This is a genomic window from Salmonella sp. A1325, from assembly GCF_056991255.1.
This window is the reverse complement of sequence record NZ_JAMLWO010000014.1, coordinates 1-17,111: the sequence shown is the minus strand read 5'-3', so window position 1 is coordinate 17,111 and position 17,111 is coordinate 1. Positions and strand designations below refer to the sequence as shown.

Annotated in this window: 13 protein-coding genes; 4 read left to right on the top strand and 9 right to left on the bottom strand. The window is 52.0% G+C overall.

Translation table 11 applies throughout. The features are described from left to right. The first annotated feature begins 130 nt into the window (after nt 1-130). Entirely contained in the window at nt 131-1,891 is a 1,761-nt protein-coding gene (locus NAZ64_RS20460) for an AAA family ATPase (RefSeq protein WP_000156458.1), read from the top strand. Between the two features lie 68 nt (nt 1,892-1,959). Then, nucleotides 1,960-2,478 (top strand): bifunctional 3-hydroxydecanoyl-ACP dehydratase/trans-2-decenoyl-ACP isomerase, encoded by a 519-nt coding sequence (gene fabA, locus NAZ64_RS20455; RefSeq protein WP_000227928.1) that lies wholly within the window; start codon nt 1,960-1,962, stop codon nt 2,476-2,478. 100 nt (nt 2,479-2,578) lie between these two features. Here fabA and rmf read toward each other — a convergent pair whose 3' ends face one another. The 6 genes from rmf to rlmKL form a co-directional block, all read right to left on the bottom strand. Further along, nucleotides 2,579-2,746: a ribosome modulation factor gene (gene rmf / locus NAZ64_RS20450; protein WP_001537784.1), complete on the bottom strand. Its 168-nt coding sequence runs from the start codon at nt 2,744-2,746 to the stop codon at nt 2,579-2,581. A gap of 256 nt (nt 2,747-3,002) precedes the next feature. Beyond that, the gene (gene pqiC, locus NAZ64_RS20445) at nt 3,003-3,566 is read right to left on the bottom strand and encodes a membrane integrity-associated transporter subunit PqiC (RefSeq protein ID WP_000759136.1); all 564 of its coding nucleotides are present in this window, start codon (nt 3,564-3,566) and stop codon (nt 3,003-3,005) included. Continuing rightward, the gene (pqiB, locus tag NAZ64_RS20440; protein WP_000433412.1) at nt 3,563-5,203 is read right to left on the bottom strand and encodes an intermembrane transport protein PqiB; all 1,641 of its coding nucleotides are present in this window, start codon (nt 5,201-5,203) and stop codon (nt 3,563-3,565) included. Before pqiB ends, pqiC begins: the two co-directional genes overlap by 4 nt. A gap of 4 nt (nt 5,204-5,207) precedes the next feature. Then, nucleotides 5,208-6,461: a membrane integrity-associated transporter subunit PqiA gene (gene pqiA / locus NAZ64_RS20435; protein ID WP_076935086.1), complete on the bottom strand. Its 1,254-nt coding sequence runs from the start codon at nt 6,459-6,461 to the stop codon at nt 5,208-5,210. 14 nt (nt 6,462-6,475) lie between these two features. Continuing rightward, nucleotides 6,476-8,383: an ABC transporter ATP-binding protein gene (locus tag NAZ64_RS20430; protein ID WP_079827278.1), complete on the bottom strand. Its 1,908-nt coding sequence runs from the start codon at nt 8,381-8,383 to the stop codon at nt 6,476-6,478. Nucleotides 8,384-8,395: 12 nt separating this feature from the next. Then, a complete protein-coding gene (rlmKL, locus tag NAZ64_RS20425; RefSeq protein WP_079944633.1) occupies nt 8,396-10,504 on the bottom strand; it encodes a bifunctional 23S rRNA (guanine(2069)-N(7))-methyltransferase RlmK/23S rRNA (guanine(2445)-N(2))-methyltransferase RlmL in 2,109 nt (702 codons plus the stop codon). Nucleotides 10,505-10,602: 98 nt separating this feature from the next. Between rlmKL and NAZ64_RS20420 the strand changes: the two genes are divergently transcribed. Further along, nucleotides 10,603-11,712, top strand: coding sequence for a YcbX family protein (locus NAZ64_RS20420; RefSeq protein ID WP_000224063.1), 1,110 nt, complete (start codon nt 10,603-10,605; stop codon nt 11,710-11,712). Here the strand turns inward: NAZ64_RS20420 and zapC are convergent. The 3 genes from zapC to pepN all read right to left on the bottom strand — a co-directional run bounded on the left by zapC (nt 11,709) and on the right by pepN (nt 16,247). Then, nucleotides 11,709-12,251: a cell division protein ZapC gene (gene zapC / locus NAZ64_RS20415; RefSeq protein WP_001220671.1), complete on the bottom strand. Its 543-nt coding sequence runs from the start codon at nt 12,249-12,251 to the stop codon at nt 11,709-11,711. The two genes, NAZ64_RS20420 and zapC, sit on opposite strands and share 4 nt — an antisense overlap. A 165-nt stretch (nt 12,252-12,416) precedes the next feature. After that, on the bottom strand, nt 12,417-13,427 hold the full coding sequence (gene pyrD, locus NAZ64_RS20410) for a quinone-dependent dihydroorotate dehydrogenase (RefSeq protein WP_000291723.1): 1,011 nt from the start codon (nt 13,425-13,427) through the stop codon (nt 12,417-12,419). A gap of 207 nt (nt 13,428-13,634) precedes the next feature. After that, a complete protein-coding gene (pepN, locus tag NAZ64_RS20405) occupies nt 13,635-16,247 on the bottom strand; it encodes an aminopeptidase N (protein ID WP_220569293.1) in 2,613 nt (870 codons plus the stop codon). A gap of 426 nt (nt 16,248-16,673) precedes the next feature. Here pepN and NAZ64_RS20400 point away from each other — a divergent pair, with 426 nt between their 5' ends. Further along, nucleotides 16,674-16,880: a DinI-like family protein gene (locus NAZ64_RS20400; protein ID WP_000497440.1), complete on the top strand. Its 207-nt coding sequence runs from the start codon at nt 16,674-16,676 to the stop codon at nt 16,878-16,880. The last annotated feature ends 231 nt before the right edge of the window (nt 16,881-17,111 follow it).

Below are 17,111 nucleotides of genomic sequence, written 5' to 3'. Positions count from 1 at the left end.
TGAAGAAAAGAATCTCGAACCTGTGAATGGTTACACGTCTTCATATTACTTTGCATTCGCTTTCCGCGTGTGCAGCGTGACGGGTTAGGCTATAATCCCCCCTTTTACAACAGACTAAAAAACCTCAACTTTGACCATTACGAAACTTGCATGGCGTGATCTGGTTCCGGATAGCGAAAGCTATCAGGAGATATTTGCACAGCCACACGCGACTGATGAAAACGACACCTTACTCAGTGATACTCAGCCACGGCTGCAATTTGCGCTTGAGCAACTTATTCAGCCGTGGAGCTCATCCTCTTTTATGCTGACTAAAGCGCCTGAAGAGCAAGAGTATCTCACTTTACTTTCAGATGCCGTCCGCGCTCTGCAAACCGATGCCGGACAATTAACCGGCGGACATTATGACGTTTCCGGGCATACTGTTCATTACCGCGCCGCGCAGAATGCGCAAGACAACTTTGCCACCGTCACACAAGTCGTCAGCGCGGACTGGGTCGAAGCCGAACAGCTCTTTGGTTGCCTGCGGCAGTATAACGGCGACATTACCCTGCAGCCGGGACTGGTTCATCAGGCGAACGGCGGCGTGCTGATTATTTCTTTACGAACCCTTCTGGCGCAGCCGTTGCTATGGATGCGTCTGAAAGCCATCGTTAGCCGCGAGCGTTTTGACTGGGTGGCGTTTGACGAGTCGCGTCCATTACCGGTCTCCGTGCCATCAATGCCGCTCAAACTGAAGGTGATTCTGGTTGGCGAACGTGAATCACTGGCTGATTTTCAGGAAATGGAACCGGAGCTCGCGGAACAGGCTATCTACAGTGAATTTGAAGACAATTTACAGATAGCGGACGCAGAAGCTATGACCCTGTGGTGTCAATGGGTGACGCGTATCGCTTTACGCGATAATTTGCCCCCTCCGGCACCGGACGCCTGGCCCGTCCTGATACGCGAGGCTGTGCGCTATACCGGCGAACAGGATACGCTGCCTCTTTGCCCACTGTGGATAGCCCGCCAGTTTAAGGAGGCGTCGCCTTTATGCGAAGGCGATACCTGCGGCGCAGAAGCGCTCAGCCTGATGCTTGCCCGACGCGAATGGCGAGAAGGCTTTCTGGCGGAGCGGATGCAGGATGAGATTCTGCAAGAGCAGATCCTGATTGAAACCGAAGGCGAACGTGTTGGACAAATCAATGCGCTTTCCGTCATTGAGTTTCCCGGACATCCACGCGCCTTTGGCGAACCGTCGCGAATTAGCTGTGTTGTGCATATCGGCGATGGCGAATTTAACGATATTGAGCGCAAGGCCGAACTTGGCGGAAATATCCACGCTAAGGGAATGATGATTATGCAGGCCTTCCTGATGTCGGAGTTGCAGCTGGAGCAACAAATTCCCTTCTCTGCCTCGTTAACCTTTGAGCAGTCCTACAGCGAAGTGGATGGCGATAGCGCCTCTATGGCGGAATTATGTGCGCTCATCAGCGCGCTGGCCAATGTGCCAGTGAATCAAAACATTGCGATTACCGGCTCGGTCGATCAGTTTGGTCGCGCTCAACCGGTGGGTGGGCTAAACGAAAAAATTGAAGGTTTCTTCGCCATCTGCGAGCAGCGGGAATTAAACGGTAAACAGGGCGTGATTATCCCTGCCGCCAATGTCCGCCATCTCAGTCTTAAATCTGAACTGCTGCAAGCGGTTAAAGAAGAGAAGTTCACTATCTGGGCGGTAGACGACGTGACCGACGCCTTACCGCTACTGTTAAATCTGGTGTGGGATGGCGAAGGTCAAACGACGTTGATGCAGACTATCCAGGAGCGTATCGCGCAGGCGACGCAACAGGAAGGCCGTCATCGTTTCCCGTGGCCATTACGTTGGCTGAACGCTTTTATTCCGAACTGATCGGACTTGTTCAGCGTACACGTGTTAGCTATCCTGCGTGCTTCAATAAAATAAGGTTTACATAAAACATGGTAGATAAACGCGAATCCTATACAAAAGAAGACCTTCTTGCCTCTGGTCGTGGTGAACTGTTTGGCGCTAAAGGGCCGCAACTCCCTGCGCCGAACATGCTGATGATGGACCGCGTCGTTAAGATGACCGAAACGGGCGGCAATTTCGACAAAGGCTATGTCGAAGCCGAGCTGGATATCAATCCTGATCTATGGTTCTTCGGATGCCACTTTATCGGCGATCCGGTGATGCCCGGTTGCCTGGGTCTGGATGCTATGTGGCAATTGGTAGGATTCTACCTGGGCTGGTTGGGCGGCGAAGGCAAAGGCCGCGCTCTGGGCGTGGGCGAAGTGAAATTTACCGGTCAGGTTCTGCCGACAGCCAGGAAAGTCACCTATCGCATTCATTTCAAACGTATCGTAAACCGTCGCCTGATCATGGGCCTGGCGGACGGTGAGGTTCTGGTGGATGGTCGTCTAATCTATACCGCACACGATTTGAAAGTCGGTTTGTTCCAGGATACTTCCGCGTTCTAAGTGTTGAATTGATATTCCGCGCTATCGGTATCATGCTTGCAAAGCCAATAAAGGCGAAACCTCCGCACTGCGGAGGTTTCTTTTTTCTAAAGAGACAGAATCAGGCCATTACCGCCCTGTCCTCCATGGCTTGTCGCCAACCTCCCAACCAGTATGACCGTTGATTCAGCGTCTGATAGGGACACATTTCTTTTGATCGTCCGGCGATGCCGGCCTGATATCCGCGTTGATGTGCCCGTTCCAGGCGATCTCGTTTTTGTCTCTTCATGCCTCGTTTCCCTCATATTTGTATCTGGTGGAAAAGAAAACAGTGATTACAAAATGTGCAATCACACTACACGAATACCTCTAAATGGATCGCCCGTCAATGCGCAAAATTCACACCAATGTCATATTTGTGAGCTATACGGTAAATCATTTGTACAAAAAATGTGAGCCATAACAACTATTTTTCCGGCGTCAAAAATAAAAAAAACCGCCTCAGGCGCACGACCTGAAGCGGTTAAATTTACATTACTTTTATCTCAGGGAAGGCGCTTTATCTCATCTGCGATAGCGGCTGCTTCCTGACTCCATGCGCTTGCCAGTACTTTGACCATCTCATCATAGCCATCTTTCTGCTGGCTGGCTTCGATATGGAAAGGCCGCTTAATCAGTTGTCCGTTGTGGTTTAATAGCCACTCCCCGCTGACGATAACCTTACCATCGTAACGTCCATGGAATCCGGTTACGGTAACGTTCAACGTATCCTGGGTGGTTCCCAACGGCTGGGAAGCGACGACCCAGCCAGGAAGCCGGGCGCTAAGATTCGCCACCAGCGTGTTACGTAATTGCTGGTCCAGCGGGCTGGCCCACAGATTGTTATTGGCAATCACATACTGGACATCACTGGTTTGATACACCACGCCGTTACCTGCCAGATAGTCAGGTACGGAAACCTGCTCTACCCATAAGAGACGGTTGCCCTGGCTTGCGGTGCTTTGCACACCGCTTTGCGCTATCGGGAGCTGATAATAGCTTTTATTCTCTCCGCCGGAGCTACATGACGCCAGCCAGAACGCCATTATCACGACTAGCCATTTTTTCATTGTTTCGCCCTCTTAGGCTCAGGATCTTTTTTATCCTTCGCTTCAAATACCAGCGCGTTGCTCTTCTCGTTCAGAGTTTTCAACACCGGTTGTAACTCACGAAGCACCTGATCGAGACGCTGCATATCCGCCACCATTTTGTTATACGCCGCCGATCCAGGCTGGAAGCCTTGCATACTGCGGTTAAGTTCGCGTAACGTCGTTTGCATATCCGCCGGAAGCTGCTGCATCGACTGACTGGAGGTAATCTTGTTCATATTATCCAGCGTGGTTTGCAGCCGACGCATAGTACGCTGGCTTTCAGACAGCGTATTGGTCGCTTGTTCAATCATCGGATTCAGCGGCAGGTTGTTGATCTTATCCAACGTTTCCACCAGTCGCTGTTGAATTTGCGCCAGGCCGCTGCTGACGGTGGGAATAATTTCATAACCATCAAATTCGCGTAGCCCGGTAATCGGCGGCTCCTTAGGATAAAAGTCCAGATCGACATACAGCGCCCCGGTCACCAGGTTACCGGTTTTGAGCGATGCACGCAGACCGCGCTTAAGCAGCTCCGCCAAATGCGCGGCAACATCCGCATTTTCTCCCAGTTGCGCTTTCAGACGCTCCGGTTCAATGCGCACCAGCACAGGAATACGGTAATCATCGTTAAATACCTGGCGCATTTTAGACGCAAAGAAAGGCACTTTGCTTACCGTCCCCAGACGAATACCGCGGAACTCCAGCGGCGCGCCAGGTTGTAATCCGCGCACCGAATCTTTAAAGAACATCAGGTAATCGATATGATCGGTGTACAGCGAATCCTGAATACTTTTTTGATCGTCGTAGAGATTAAACGCCGTTTTTTCGGCGACGGGTTGCCCCTGCTCAAGTCCTTCCGGCACATCAAAACTCACGCCGCCGCCAAACAACGTCGTCAACGATCCCATTTCCACGCGCATTCCCGCCGATGTCAGATCCACAGCGATACCGCTATCTTTCCAGAATCGGACATTACTGGTGACCAATCGATCGTTTGGCGCCTTAATGAACAACTGATAACTCATTGTCCGTTTTTGCGGATCGAAAGAGCTGGTTTCAACGGATCCTACCCGATAGCCCCGGAACAGAACGGGATCGCCAGGACTGAGCTGACCGGCCTTTTTGCTGTCCAGAATCACACGAATACCTTTGGCATCGGGCGGTGCCAACGGCGGTGAGTCAAGAAGCTGATAGCTTTCCGGCTGACTGCCCTTACTTCCTGGTTGTAGTTCAATATACGCGCCTGATAGCAGCGTCCCAAGCCCGCTGATGCCTTCACGCCCCACCTGCGGTTTTACGACCCAAAATACCGAGTCTTTATGCAGCAACTTCTCCATACCGGAATGAAGCCGCGCTTTGATTTGTACATGGGTCAGATCGTCAGTCAGCGTCGCGCTTTCAACCACGCCGACATCCACGCTGCGACTTTTGATCGTCGTTTTTCCGCCTTCAATACCTTCCGCATTGGTGGTAATTAAGGTAACTTCTGGTCCCTGGTGGCTGTAGTGATAAAACAGAATCCAGGCTCCGATAAGCGCAGTAACAATCGGGAATATCCAGACAGGCGACCAATTTTTCACCTTTTGTACTTTGGCTTCCCCTTTTTTAGGTTCCATGCTATCAGGACTCCTCATGGCCTGGTTCGTATTCACGATCCCACGACAGACGCGGATCAAAGGTCATCGCAGAAAACATTGTCATTATGACGACTAAAGCAAACATCAACGCACCCATCGCAGGATAAATATTCATTAACCCTCCCATGCGCACCAGCGCAGAGAGTACGGCAATGACAAAGACATCAATCATTGACCAGCGTCCCACAAACTCCACTACTTCATAAATAAAATGCATCCGTTCACTGTCGCGCTTACCGTGGCCTTTCGCATCCCAACAAAGCCAGGCAATGGCGATCATTTTTAGCGTCGGCACCATAATACTGGCGAGAAAGATAACCGCCGCCACCGGATAAGACCCCTCGCTCCACAGCAAAATCACGCCAGCCAGAATGGTCGACGGCATTTTCGAGCCCAGTAAGTCGGTAATCATAATCGGCAAAATATTGGCGGGCAGATAAAGCATGATCGAGGTAAATAATAACGCCAGCGTCCACTGCAAACTGTTTTTACGCCGGACATAGCCTTTCGTATGGCAACGCGGACAGACGAGACTCTCCGCAGGCAGGATCGCCGTGCAGCAGGCGCAAGAACGCAAAGACTGCCGGATACCGGTAATCCCCGGCGTTAACTGCTGCGCCAGTGCAGGCTGCGGGGCGATATCATCCCACAGCCAGCGGCGATCGACACACTGGAACGCCCGCAGTTGAACGAGACAAAATAAGCACCAGGGAATAAAACTGCTGCCGATGCCGATATCGCCGTAGGCCATCAGCTTAACAAAACTAACCAACACCCCGGCGAGAAATATTTCCGCCATTCCCCACGATTTGAGGAGGAAAAAGATCCTTGCCAGCGTTTTTTTTACCGACAACGGCAGATTGGCGCGGTTGACAAGTAATAGAATGGTCACCAGGCAAAATGCCGGCACCAGTTGGACAAATAATAAAAAGAACGTGCCGAGGCTGGCGTAATCTTCAGAAAACATGACGCCGGGGATTTCCAGAAGCGTGACTTCGCTGGTGACGCCCGCGACATTCATATTCACGAAGGGAAAAAGGTTAGAAAGCAGCAACATAAATAGTGCCGCTAACGCATAGGCGGTAGGACGCTGCCGGGGCGCGTCCCACTCGGTCGTTAACGTTGCGCCGCATCGTGGACATGCTGCTTTTTGCCCATGCGAGAGGCGGGGTAAAGCCACCAGCATGTCGCATTGCGAGCACAATATGTGCTTCGCAGCATGGTGATGTTCACACATAGGCGCTCCTTTCGTTATGCCCCGTTTTTCAGGCCTTCAAGATACTCCCAACGTTCGAAGGCTTGCTCAAGTTCTTGCTCCGCCTGACTTAAATCGGCCAGAACTTTCTGCGTTTGCTCATGGGGTTGGCTAAAAAAGGCCGCATCCGCAACCTGCGCCTGTAGCGCTTCCAGCTTCGCTTCCAGGTCTTCAAGCTGACCGGGTAACTGCTCCAGCTCGCGCTGCAGTTTATAGCTTAGTTTGCTACTGCCACGTTTTACAATTTCTGCTTTAGGGGCAATAACTTCCTCATTTTTTTTCGCCATCGGCTGTTTCGTCGCCAGATGCTGCTCTTGCTGCGCACGCGCATCCTGGTAGCCGCCGATATAACGTCCGATTTTGCCGCCGCCCTCGAAAATCCAGCATTCCGTCACGGTATTATCGACAAATTGCCGATCGTGGCTGACCAGTAGTACCGTGCCCTGATAGCCATCAATTAATTCTTCTAATAGTTCCAGCGTTTCGACGTCAAGATCGTTCGTTGGTTCATCGAGAATTAAAAGATTGCTCGGCTTGAGGAACAGTCGCGCCAGCAGCAGACGGTTACGTTCGCCGCCGGAAAGCGCGCGAACGGGCGTCATCGCCCGTTTGGGATGAAACAGGAAGTCCTGCAAATAGCCCAGTACATGGCGCGGCTTACCGTTTACCATCACCTCTTGCTTGCCTTCCGCAAGGTTATCCATCACGGTTTTTTCCGGATCCAGTTCGGCGCGATGCTGATCGAAGTAGGCGACTTCCAGCTTCGTTCCTACGTGGATGCGCCCGCTGTCAGCCTGAAGCTGTCCCAGCATCAGTTTCAGTAGCGTGGTTTTACCGCAGCCGTTCGGGCCAATTAACGCAATCTTGTCGCCGCGCTGCACCTGAGCGGAGAAATCTTTTACCAGTTGTTTTCCTTCTACCTGGTAATCGACATTCTCCATCTCAAAAACGATTTTACCGGAGCGCGTCGCCTCTTCGACCTGCATCTTCGCCGTGCCCATCACTTCCCGGCGCTCGCTGCGTTCACGACGCATCGCTTTTAACGCCCGCACGCGCCCTTCATTACGGGTGCGGCGCGCCTTGATACCCTGGCGAATCCAGACTTCTTCCTGCGCCAGTTTGCGATCAAATTCCGCGTTTTGTAATTCTTCTACGCGCAGCGCTTCTTCTTTCTCCAGCAGGTATTGATCGTAATTTCCCGGATAGGTGACCAGTTTGCCACGATCGAGATCGACAATGCGGGTTGCCATATTGCGAATAAACGAACGATCGTGAGAGATAAAAATAATCGTTCCGTTAAAGGTTTTCAGAAACCCTTCCAGCCAGTCGATAGTTTCGATATCCAGATGGTTAGTCGGTTCATCCAGTAACAATACGCGCGGATTGCTGACCAGCGCCCGACCCAGCGCGGCTTTACGCAGCCAGCCGCCGGAGAGCGACGACAGCGCGGCGTTAGGATCGAGTCCAAGCTGCGCCAGCACTTCATTAATACGGTTTTCCAGCTGCCACAGATTATGATGATCGAGCTGTTCCTGTACGCGCGCCATTTCATTGAGGTTTTTCTCGCTGGGATCGGTCATCACCAGACGGGAAATCTCATGATAACGCTTGAGGTATTCCGCTTGTTCTTCGATACCTTCGGCGACAAAGTCATAGACGCTGCCCGCAATATTACGGGGCGGGTCCTGTTGCAGACGCGCGACGATCAGATCCTGCTCATAAATAATACGCCCATCGTCCAGACCCTGTTCGCGGTTAAGAATCTTCATCAAGGTGGATTTCCCGGCGCCGTTACGCCCCACCAGACAGACGCGTTCGTTATCTTCGATATGCAACTCTGCGTTATCGAGAAGCGGCGCGTCGCTGAACGACAGCCATGCGCCATGCATACTGATTAATGACATTTACTTTTCCTTTCAGGCGGCGCGGATCAGCCAGCAGTTATGAATCTGACGGTTACGGGCAAAATCCGGGGAAAGCGTTTTTTGCGTAATTTCTTGTGCGGTAAGCCCCAGCTCAGCCAACCCTTCCAGATCCATACGGAATCCGCGCTTATTATTTGAGAACATGATGGTGCCGCCTTTACGCAGCAGGCGTTTTAAATCTTTCATTAACGCGACATGATCGCGCTGAACATCAAACGACTCTTCCATACGTTTTGAGTTAGAGAACGTCGGCGGATCGATAAAGATCAAATCGAACTGTTCATTCGCCTCGCGCAGCCAGCCCAGGCAGTCGGCCTGAATCAGGCGATGCGCGCGGCCGCTCAGTCCGTTCAGACGCAAATTACGTTCGGCCCACTCCAGATAGGTACGGGACATATCCACCGTTGTGGTGCTGCGCGCGCCGCCCAGACCCGCATGTACGCTGGCGCTGCCGGTATAAGAAAAGAGATTCAGGAAATCTTTGCCTTTGCTCATTTCTCCCAGCATTCTGCGGGCAATACGGTGATCGAGGAACAGACCGGTGTCGAGATAATCCGTCAGATTTACCCATAAGCGCGCATTATATTCGCTGACCTCAAGGAACTCGCCCTTCTCGCTCATTTTCTGATACTGGTTTTTTCCTTTTTGCCGTTCACGGGTTTTTAACACCAGTTTATTCGGCGGAATACCGAGCACTGACAAAGTTGCCGCAATAATATCGAACAGACGTTGCCGCGCTTTTTGCGCATCCACCGTTTTCGGCGGCGCATATTCCTGAATCACCGCCCAGTCGCCGTAACGGTCTACCGCCACGTTATATTCCGGCAGGTCGGCATCATACAAGCGATAGCATTCAATCCCTTCCTGGCGCGCCCATTTCTCCAGCTTTTTAAGATTTTTACGCAGGCGATTAGCGTAATCTTCCGCCACCGTCGCCGGTTTACTGTCCGCCGCGGTTTCCGCAATATGATAGTTTTTCTGCACACAGTCCAGCGGGCCATTCTTGGCTTTAAACTGTTTGTCGGCACGTAATTGCAGGCTGCCCAGCAGATCGGGCGAAGCGCTGAACAGCGACAGGTTCCAGCCGCCAAACTGATTTTTCATGGTACGGCCCAGCAGGCTGTGCAACGCAATCAGCGCCGGTTCGCTGTCCAGACGTTCGCCGTAAGGCGGGTTACTGATCACCGTACCATACGGGCCTTTCGGCAATGGATTACTCAGTTGCGCCACATCTTTCACTTCAAAGGTGATAAGCTCCCCGATACCGGCGCGACGGGCGTTGCTGCGCGCCCGCTCAATGACGCGCGCATCGCTGTCGGAACCGTAGAAATGAGAGGAATACTCCGCCAGCCCCTTACGCGCCCGGGTCTGCGCTTCGGCTTTCACTTCCTGCCAGATAGTCTCGTCATGCTGCGCCCAGCCGCTAAATCCCCAGTGACCACGGTGCAGTCCCGGCGCGCGATCGGTCGTCCACATCGCGGCCTCAATCAACAGTGTCCCCGAACCACACATAGGGTCGAGCAGCGGCGTACCTGGTTGCCAGCCGGAACGCATAACAATCGCTGCCGCCAGCGTCTCTTTAATTGGCGCCAGCCCGGTGCGATCGCGATAACCGCGCAGGTGCAGGCCATCACCACTGAGATCCAGCGCAATGCTGGCAGTTTCTTTATTCAGCCAGACGTTAATACGGAGGTCCGGCGATTCGCGGTCCACATTTGGACGCGGAAGATTTTTCCGCGTAAACGCATCGACAATCGCGTCTTTAACTTTCATCGCGCCATACTGACTATTACGGATGGTGTCGTTCAGGCCGCTGAAATGCACCGCAAACGTCGCGCCAGGATTAAAAATCTCTGTCCAGTTTATCGCCTGAACGCCGAGGTAAAGATCGAGATCGCTGTAGACCTTGCACTCACCCATCGGCAGGATAATACGCGAGGCCAGGCGGCTCCACATCAGGCTCTGGTAAATAAGCCGCGTGTCGCCCTGAAAATGGACCCCACCCTGAACAACCTGACACCCTACGGCGCCCAGTTTTTCCAGTTCAGTTTTTAACAGCTCTTCCAGCCCGCGGGCCGTACTGGCAAACAGAGAATTCATATTGTCACTTTTACGCTAAGAAAATTGTTGCGCATTATAGCTAATCTCACGCCCATGTCATAAAGTTGAAGGCTTATTTTCATTTGAGGGACTGTACGGTGGCGACGTTATCACGGCTCTTTATTCATCCGGTCAAATCCATGCGCGGCATTGGTCTGACTCATGCGCTGGCAGATATCAGCGGCCTGGCTTTTGATCGCATCTTCATGATAACCGAGCCTGACGGCACATTTATCACCGCCCGCCAGTTTCCACAAATGGTACGTTTTACCCCCTCCCCCTTACACGACGGCCTTCATTTGACCGCGCCAGACGGCAGTAGCGCGCTGGTTCGCTTTACGGATTTCACCCCGCAAGATGCGCCGACCGAGGTCTGGGGAAACCATTTTACCGCTCGCGTCGCCCCGACGGCGATTAATCAATGGTTGAGCGGCTTTTTCTCCCGCGATGTCCAGTTGCGCTGGGTTGGGCCGCAGTTGACGCGCCGGGTTAAACGGCATAACGCGGTGCCGCTGGGATTTGCCGATGGCTACCCGTATTTATTGACCAACGAAGCCTCGCTGCGCGATCTGCAACAGCGTTGTCCGGCAGGCGTACAAATGGAACAATTCCGCCCAAACTTAGTGGTTTCCGGCGTAGCGGCCTGGGAGGAAGATAGCTGGAAAGTGCTTCGCATTGGCGATGTGATTTTTGACGTCGTGAAACCCTGTAGCCGCTGTATTTTTACGACCGTCAGCCCTGAAAAGGGGCAAAAACATCCTTCCGGAGAACCGCTGGCGACACTGCAAGCTTTTCGTACCGCCCAGGACAATGGCGATGTGGATTTCGGTCAGAATCTGATTGCCCGCAATAGCGGCGTCATTCGCGTCGGCGATGAAGTGGAGATTCTGGCGACAGCCCCAGCAAAAGCTTATGGCGCCACAACGGTCGACGACAGCGTTACGCCAGAGAAACACCCGGACGCGAGTGTAACCATCGACTGGCAGGGGCAAACCTTCTGCGGGAATAATCAACAGGTACTACTGGAACAGTTGGAGAATCAGGGGATTCGTATTCCGTATTCTTGCCGGGCTGGTATCTGTGGTTGCTGCCGGATACGTTTGCTGGAAGGCGAAGTAAGTCCGCTGAAAAAATCGGCTATGGGTGACGATGGTACGATTCTGAGCTGTAGCTGCGTGCCTAAGACCGCGTTACGACTGGAGAATTAAACCGCTTGTTCAAGGCTGAAACTGTGACAGTGAACCTGCGGTTTCAGCCTGTCGTTCATAATTTTAATCGCATCGCCAAGCTGCATGGTTCGGCCTGCTATCACCACGCCCGGCTGGGCCAGCAGACACAACGCGGCATTTTCTCCCGGCTCAACGACCAGCAAATTAACCTGTTCCGCCGTATCGCTTAACCAGACGCTTGCGGCATCGCCCGTTCCCGGGGTCCACATTTCGCCATGCGCCACAAAATGCCAGCTTTTTGGCATCTGCGGTTTGAGATAGCGAATCGCCACCAGCGCATTCAACACCAGCTCCGCGCGTTGCTCTTTAGTTAATTCGAAATCCCGGCATTTTTCTTCAAAGGAAAAATAGAGCGCGGCATCATCCACACAAAAACCGGTCGGGCAAAACGCGTCCGGCGTAAGCATTTTACGAGAGAAGCGCGAGCGAAAAAGCATACCATTGGCGAGATCGAGCATCATACGATCGTGCTCTTCATCATAATACCAGCGCCAGTTATCGTCAGGTTTAATTCGCATTACCTCTCTCCCGCTTTTAAGCAACTCGTAACAGCATTGTCCTTTCGCCGCTTCGTTTATTACCCTAATAATAAAAGCCTAAAATGTCTAAATAAGCAACAGTGGAGAAATATAAAACAACCAGCGCCGGAAATAAAGCCCTGGTTGTCTGATAAAGGGTAAAGTTTAGATGTGCGTTACGATTTCTTTAATCAATGGCGGGCCTTTAAAAATAAAGCCGGAATAAATTTGTACCAGCGTAGCTCCTGCCGCTATCTTCTCGCGCGCGGCGATAACTGAGTCAATGCCGCCGACGCCGATAATAGGCAATTGTCCTTTTAACTCCTGGGATAAACGGCGAATAATTTCTGTGCTTTTTAATTGTAATGGCCGGCCACTTAATCCCCCCGTTTGCTGGCAATTTTTCATTCCTTGTACCAGAGAACGATCGAGGGTGGTATTTGTCGCAATCACCCCATCAATATTATGACGAAGCAGGCTATCGGCAACCTGGATCAATTCTTCTTCACAAAGATCCGGCGCGATCTTTACTGCCACCGGCACATATTTATGGTGGATCGCCTGAAGATCGTTTTGCTTATTTTTAATGGCAGTTAACAGATCGTCCAGCGCATCGCCATACTGGAGCGTACGTAGCCCTGGCGTATTCGGCGAAGAAATATTAATGGCGATATAACCCGCATAAGCATAGACTTTTTCCATACAAATCAGGTAGTCATCTTTGCCATTTTCGACAGGCGTATCTTTATTTTTACCGATGTTAATTCCCAGAATACCATCAAAATGGGCTTTTTTAACATTCTCGACCAGGTTATCGACGCCCAGATTATTAAAGCCCATCCGATTGATCAGACCTTCAGCATCCACCAGACGAAAAAGACGCGGCTTATCGTTACCCGGCTGTGGGCGCGGCGTCACGGTGCCGATTTCCAGGGAGCCAAACCCCATCGCGCCTAACGCGTCGATGCACTCCCCGTCTTTATCCAGACCGGCAGCCAGCCCCAGTGGATTTTTAAAGGTAAGTCCCATGCAGGTAACCGGCTTTGTCGGTACTTTCTGGCGCACCAGCGCTTCCAGCGGCGTACCTGTAATGCGGCGTAATTGTTGAAATGTAAATTCATGAGCGCGCTCTGGATCGAGCTGGAAAAGGGCTTTACGAACGAAGGGATAGTACATGAACTCTCCTGGATTCCCGGTGTGCAAACCGGGGGCGTATTATGGGCGATAACAAGGCAAAAGGGAATTGACCTACGGCAATAAATAGCAATCGTTTTCCTTCATTCTCACTTCACGTTTCGCCAGCGAGCGTCATCGTCCGGCAAAAAAATGCCCGGCAGCGCTAACGCTTACCGGGCATGTCTTACCTCTTTATAACGGATACTGTCAGGCTAACGCTTTAGTTATCTTCTCGTACAGATCGCCGGAAAGATTCTCCAGCCCTTTTAACTGCTCCAGCGCCGCGCGCATTTTCTCCTGACGCTTATCATCATAACGTTTCAGACGAATCAGCGGTTCAATGAGGCGAGATGCTACCTGCGGGTTACGGCTATTCAGATCGGTCAGCATTTCGACCAGGAACTGGTATCCGCTACCATCTTGCGCATGGAACGCCGCCGGGTTGCTGCCAGCAAACGCGCCAATTAATGAACGGATGCGGTTCGGGTTGCTCATACTGAAAGAACGGTGTTTGAGCAGGCCGCGTACGGTTTCCAGTACATTTTCCGCCGGGCTTGTGGATTGCAGGATAAACCATTTATCCATCACCAGGCCGTCCTGATGCCACTTATCGTCATACTCCTGCATCAGCGTATCGCGGCACGGCAACTGCGCCGCCACCGCAGCAGACAGGGCCGCCAGCGCATCGGTCATATTATTGGCGTCGCGATACTGTTTGCTGACCAGCGTATTAGCCAGCTCCGTCTCGCCAAACGCCAGGAAGCGCAGGCAAGCATTGCGCAGCGTGCGCTTACCGATATCGCCGTGATCAACACGATACTCATCCAGATGATTGGCGTTATAGATAGCCAGGAACTCATCCGCCAGTTCTGCCGCCAGCGTACGCGTTAGCGCTTCACGAACTTGCGCAATGGCGATCGGGTCAATGACCTCAAACAGCTCTGCAATTTCATTGGCCGAAGGCAGCGTTAAAATTTCTGCGGCCAACGCCGGATCGATTTTCTCATCCAACAGTACTGCGCGGAACGCATCAGCGACATGCACCGGAAGCGATAGCGGTTGCCCCTGCTGATGACGCGCCACATTCAGTTTAATGTATGTGGCCAGCAGGCTTTGCGCCGCATCCCAACGGGAGAAATCATTGCGCGCATGGCGCATCAGGAACGTCAACTGCTGATCGCTCCATTTATATTCCAGTTTCACCGGCGCTGAAAACTCGCACAGCAAGGCCGGAACAGGCTGGAAGTAGACATTATCGAAGGTAAATGTCTGCTCCGCCTGCGTGACGTTCAGTACGGCATTGACCGGGTGACCGCCTTTTTGCAACGGAATGACGTTGCCTTCGTTATCGTACAGTTCGATGGCGAATGGAATATGCAGCGGCTGCTTCTCCGCCTGATCCGCCGTCGCCGGAGTGCGCTGGCTGATGGTCAACGTGTACTGCTCGGTTTCCGGATTATAATCATCTTTTACCGTTACAATCGGCGTGCCGGACTGACTGTACCAGCGGCGGAAATGGGACAAATCGACATTAGAAGCATCTTCCATCGCCTGTACGAAGTCATCACACGTCGCGGCGCTGCCGTCATGGCGCTCAAAATAAAGCTGCATCCCCTTCTGGAAATTTTCCTCACCCAGCAACGTGTGGATCATGCGAATGACTTCCGCACCCTTTTCATAAACGGTGAGGGTGTAGAAGTTATTCATTTCGATTACTTTATCCGGGCGGATAGGATGCGCCATCGGGCTGGCGTCTTCCGCGAATTGTAAACCGCGCATGGTACGCACGTTACTGATGCGGTTCACCGCGCGTGACCCCAAATCAGAGCTAAACTCCTGATCGCGGAACACGGTTAGCCCCTCTTTCAGGCTCAACTGGAACCAGTCGCGGCAGGTGACGCGGTTGCCGGTCCAGTTGTGGAAATACTCATGACCTATCACGCGCTCAATATCGAGATAATCTTTATCCGTCGCGGTATCGGTTCGCGCCAGCACGTATTTGGAGTTAAAGATATTAAGACCTTTATTCTCCATCGCGCCCATATTAAAGAAATCCACCGCGACAATCATATAGATGTCGAGGTCATATTCGAGCCCAAAACGCGTTTCATCCCATTTCATGGAATTTTTCAGCGAGGTCATTGCCCACGGCGCGCGATCCAGATTGCCACGGTCAACGTACAGTTCTAACGCGACGTCACGCCGGGAGCGGGTGGTAAAGGTATCGCGCAGCACGTCAAAATCACCGGCCACCAGCGCAAACAGATAACACGGTTTCGGGAACGGATCTTGCCACTGAACCCAGTGACGGCCATTCTCCAGTTCACCCTGCGCAACACGGTTGCCATTGGAAAGCAGGAACGGATATTTGCTTTTATCGGCAATAATTTTGGTGGTAAATCGCGCCAGTACGTCCGGGCGGTCAAGATACCAGGTAATATGGCGGAAGCCCTCCGCTTCACACTGGGTACAGAGCGCATCGCCGGACTGGTACAATCCTTCCAGAGCCGTATTCGCCGCCGGACTTATCTCGTTGACAATGCGTAACGTAAAACGCTCTGGCAGGTCGCTGATGATAAGCGCGCCCTCTTCTTCCTTATATGCTGTCCACGGCGCATCGTTGACGTGGATAGATACCAGCGTTAAATCTTCCCCATCAAGGCGAAGAGGCGCATCAGGCGCGCCATGACGAACAGCCTGGCTTATTGCGGTGACCACGGTTTTTTCGGCATCGAGGTCAAAGGTCAAGTCAATATCAGTAATCTGGTAATCCGGCGCGCGATAGTCATGGCGGTATTTGGCTTGTGGCTGTTGTGTCATAAAAAACCTTTCGCATCTTTGTGTAGAGTGTCGACTCCAGTCTATTCCTGTTGCGCAAATCGCGCTACGCAGAATGTTCATCTTTTCAGGCACAAACGGCCTATTTGCTACATTTTTATAATATGTACTCATAGTTTTTAAAATCGATAAAGATCGTCCAGGAGCGCTTTAAACAAGGGATGAGCGAGATCGAGATGAAGCTTGATTAACGAACTTTAACGAACTTCACAGACCACTTTTGCCCCATCCATGCCCCACACATAATTTTAGTCAACGCCAGACCCCATCAGCCCTGCAGGGAAAATCGATAACAAACACGCCCGCAGTATGTTCCCCAAAATTTAAAAACAAGTGGTTCATGCCTTGACAGACAAAACCGCCAAAGCAAAAATACTGTATATACAAACAGTTATTAGCGAAACACGTATGTTCGTAGAACTGGTTTATGACAAGCGTAATGTTGAAGGACTCGAAGGGGCCAGCGAGATCATTCTGGCCGAACTGACGAAGCAGGTGCACCAGATTTTCCCTGATGCCGAAGTGAGGGTGAAGCCGATGCAGGCAAACTGCTTGAATAGTGATGCCAACAAAAGCGATCACGAAAAGTTGAACAGATGCCTGGTTTCAGATTAAACACATTGATTAGCCATTCTTAACCAGTAGAATCCGCCGCGACTGGCAACCATTCAATATTCGCACTATCGAACGATCGCCAGTTTGCCGCAGGCCGTTCCTGCATACGACGTGGCTGCGGCACCGATCATACCGGGCAGTCGTCAAACCTCCAGGATCGCGCATCGTCAACGATGCAGGTGATCGTGAACAAGATATAGTTTTCCACAGTTCGTACAGGATAGGCCTCCT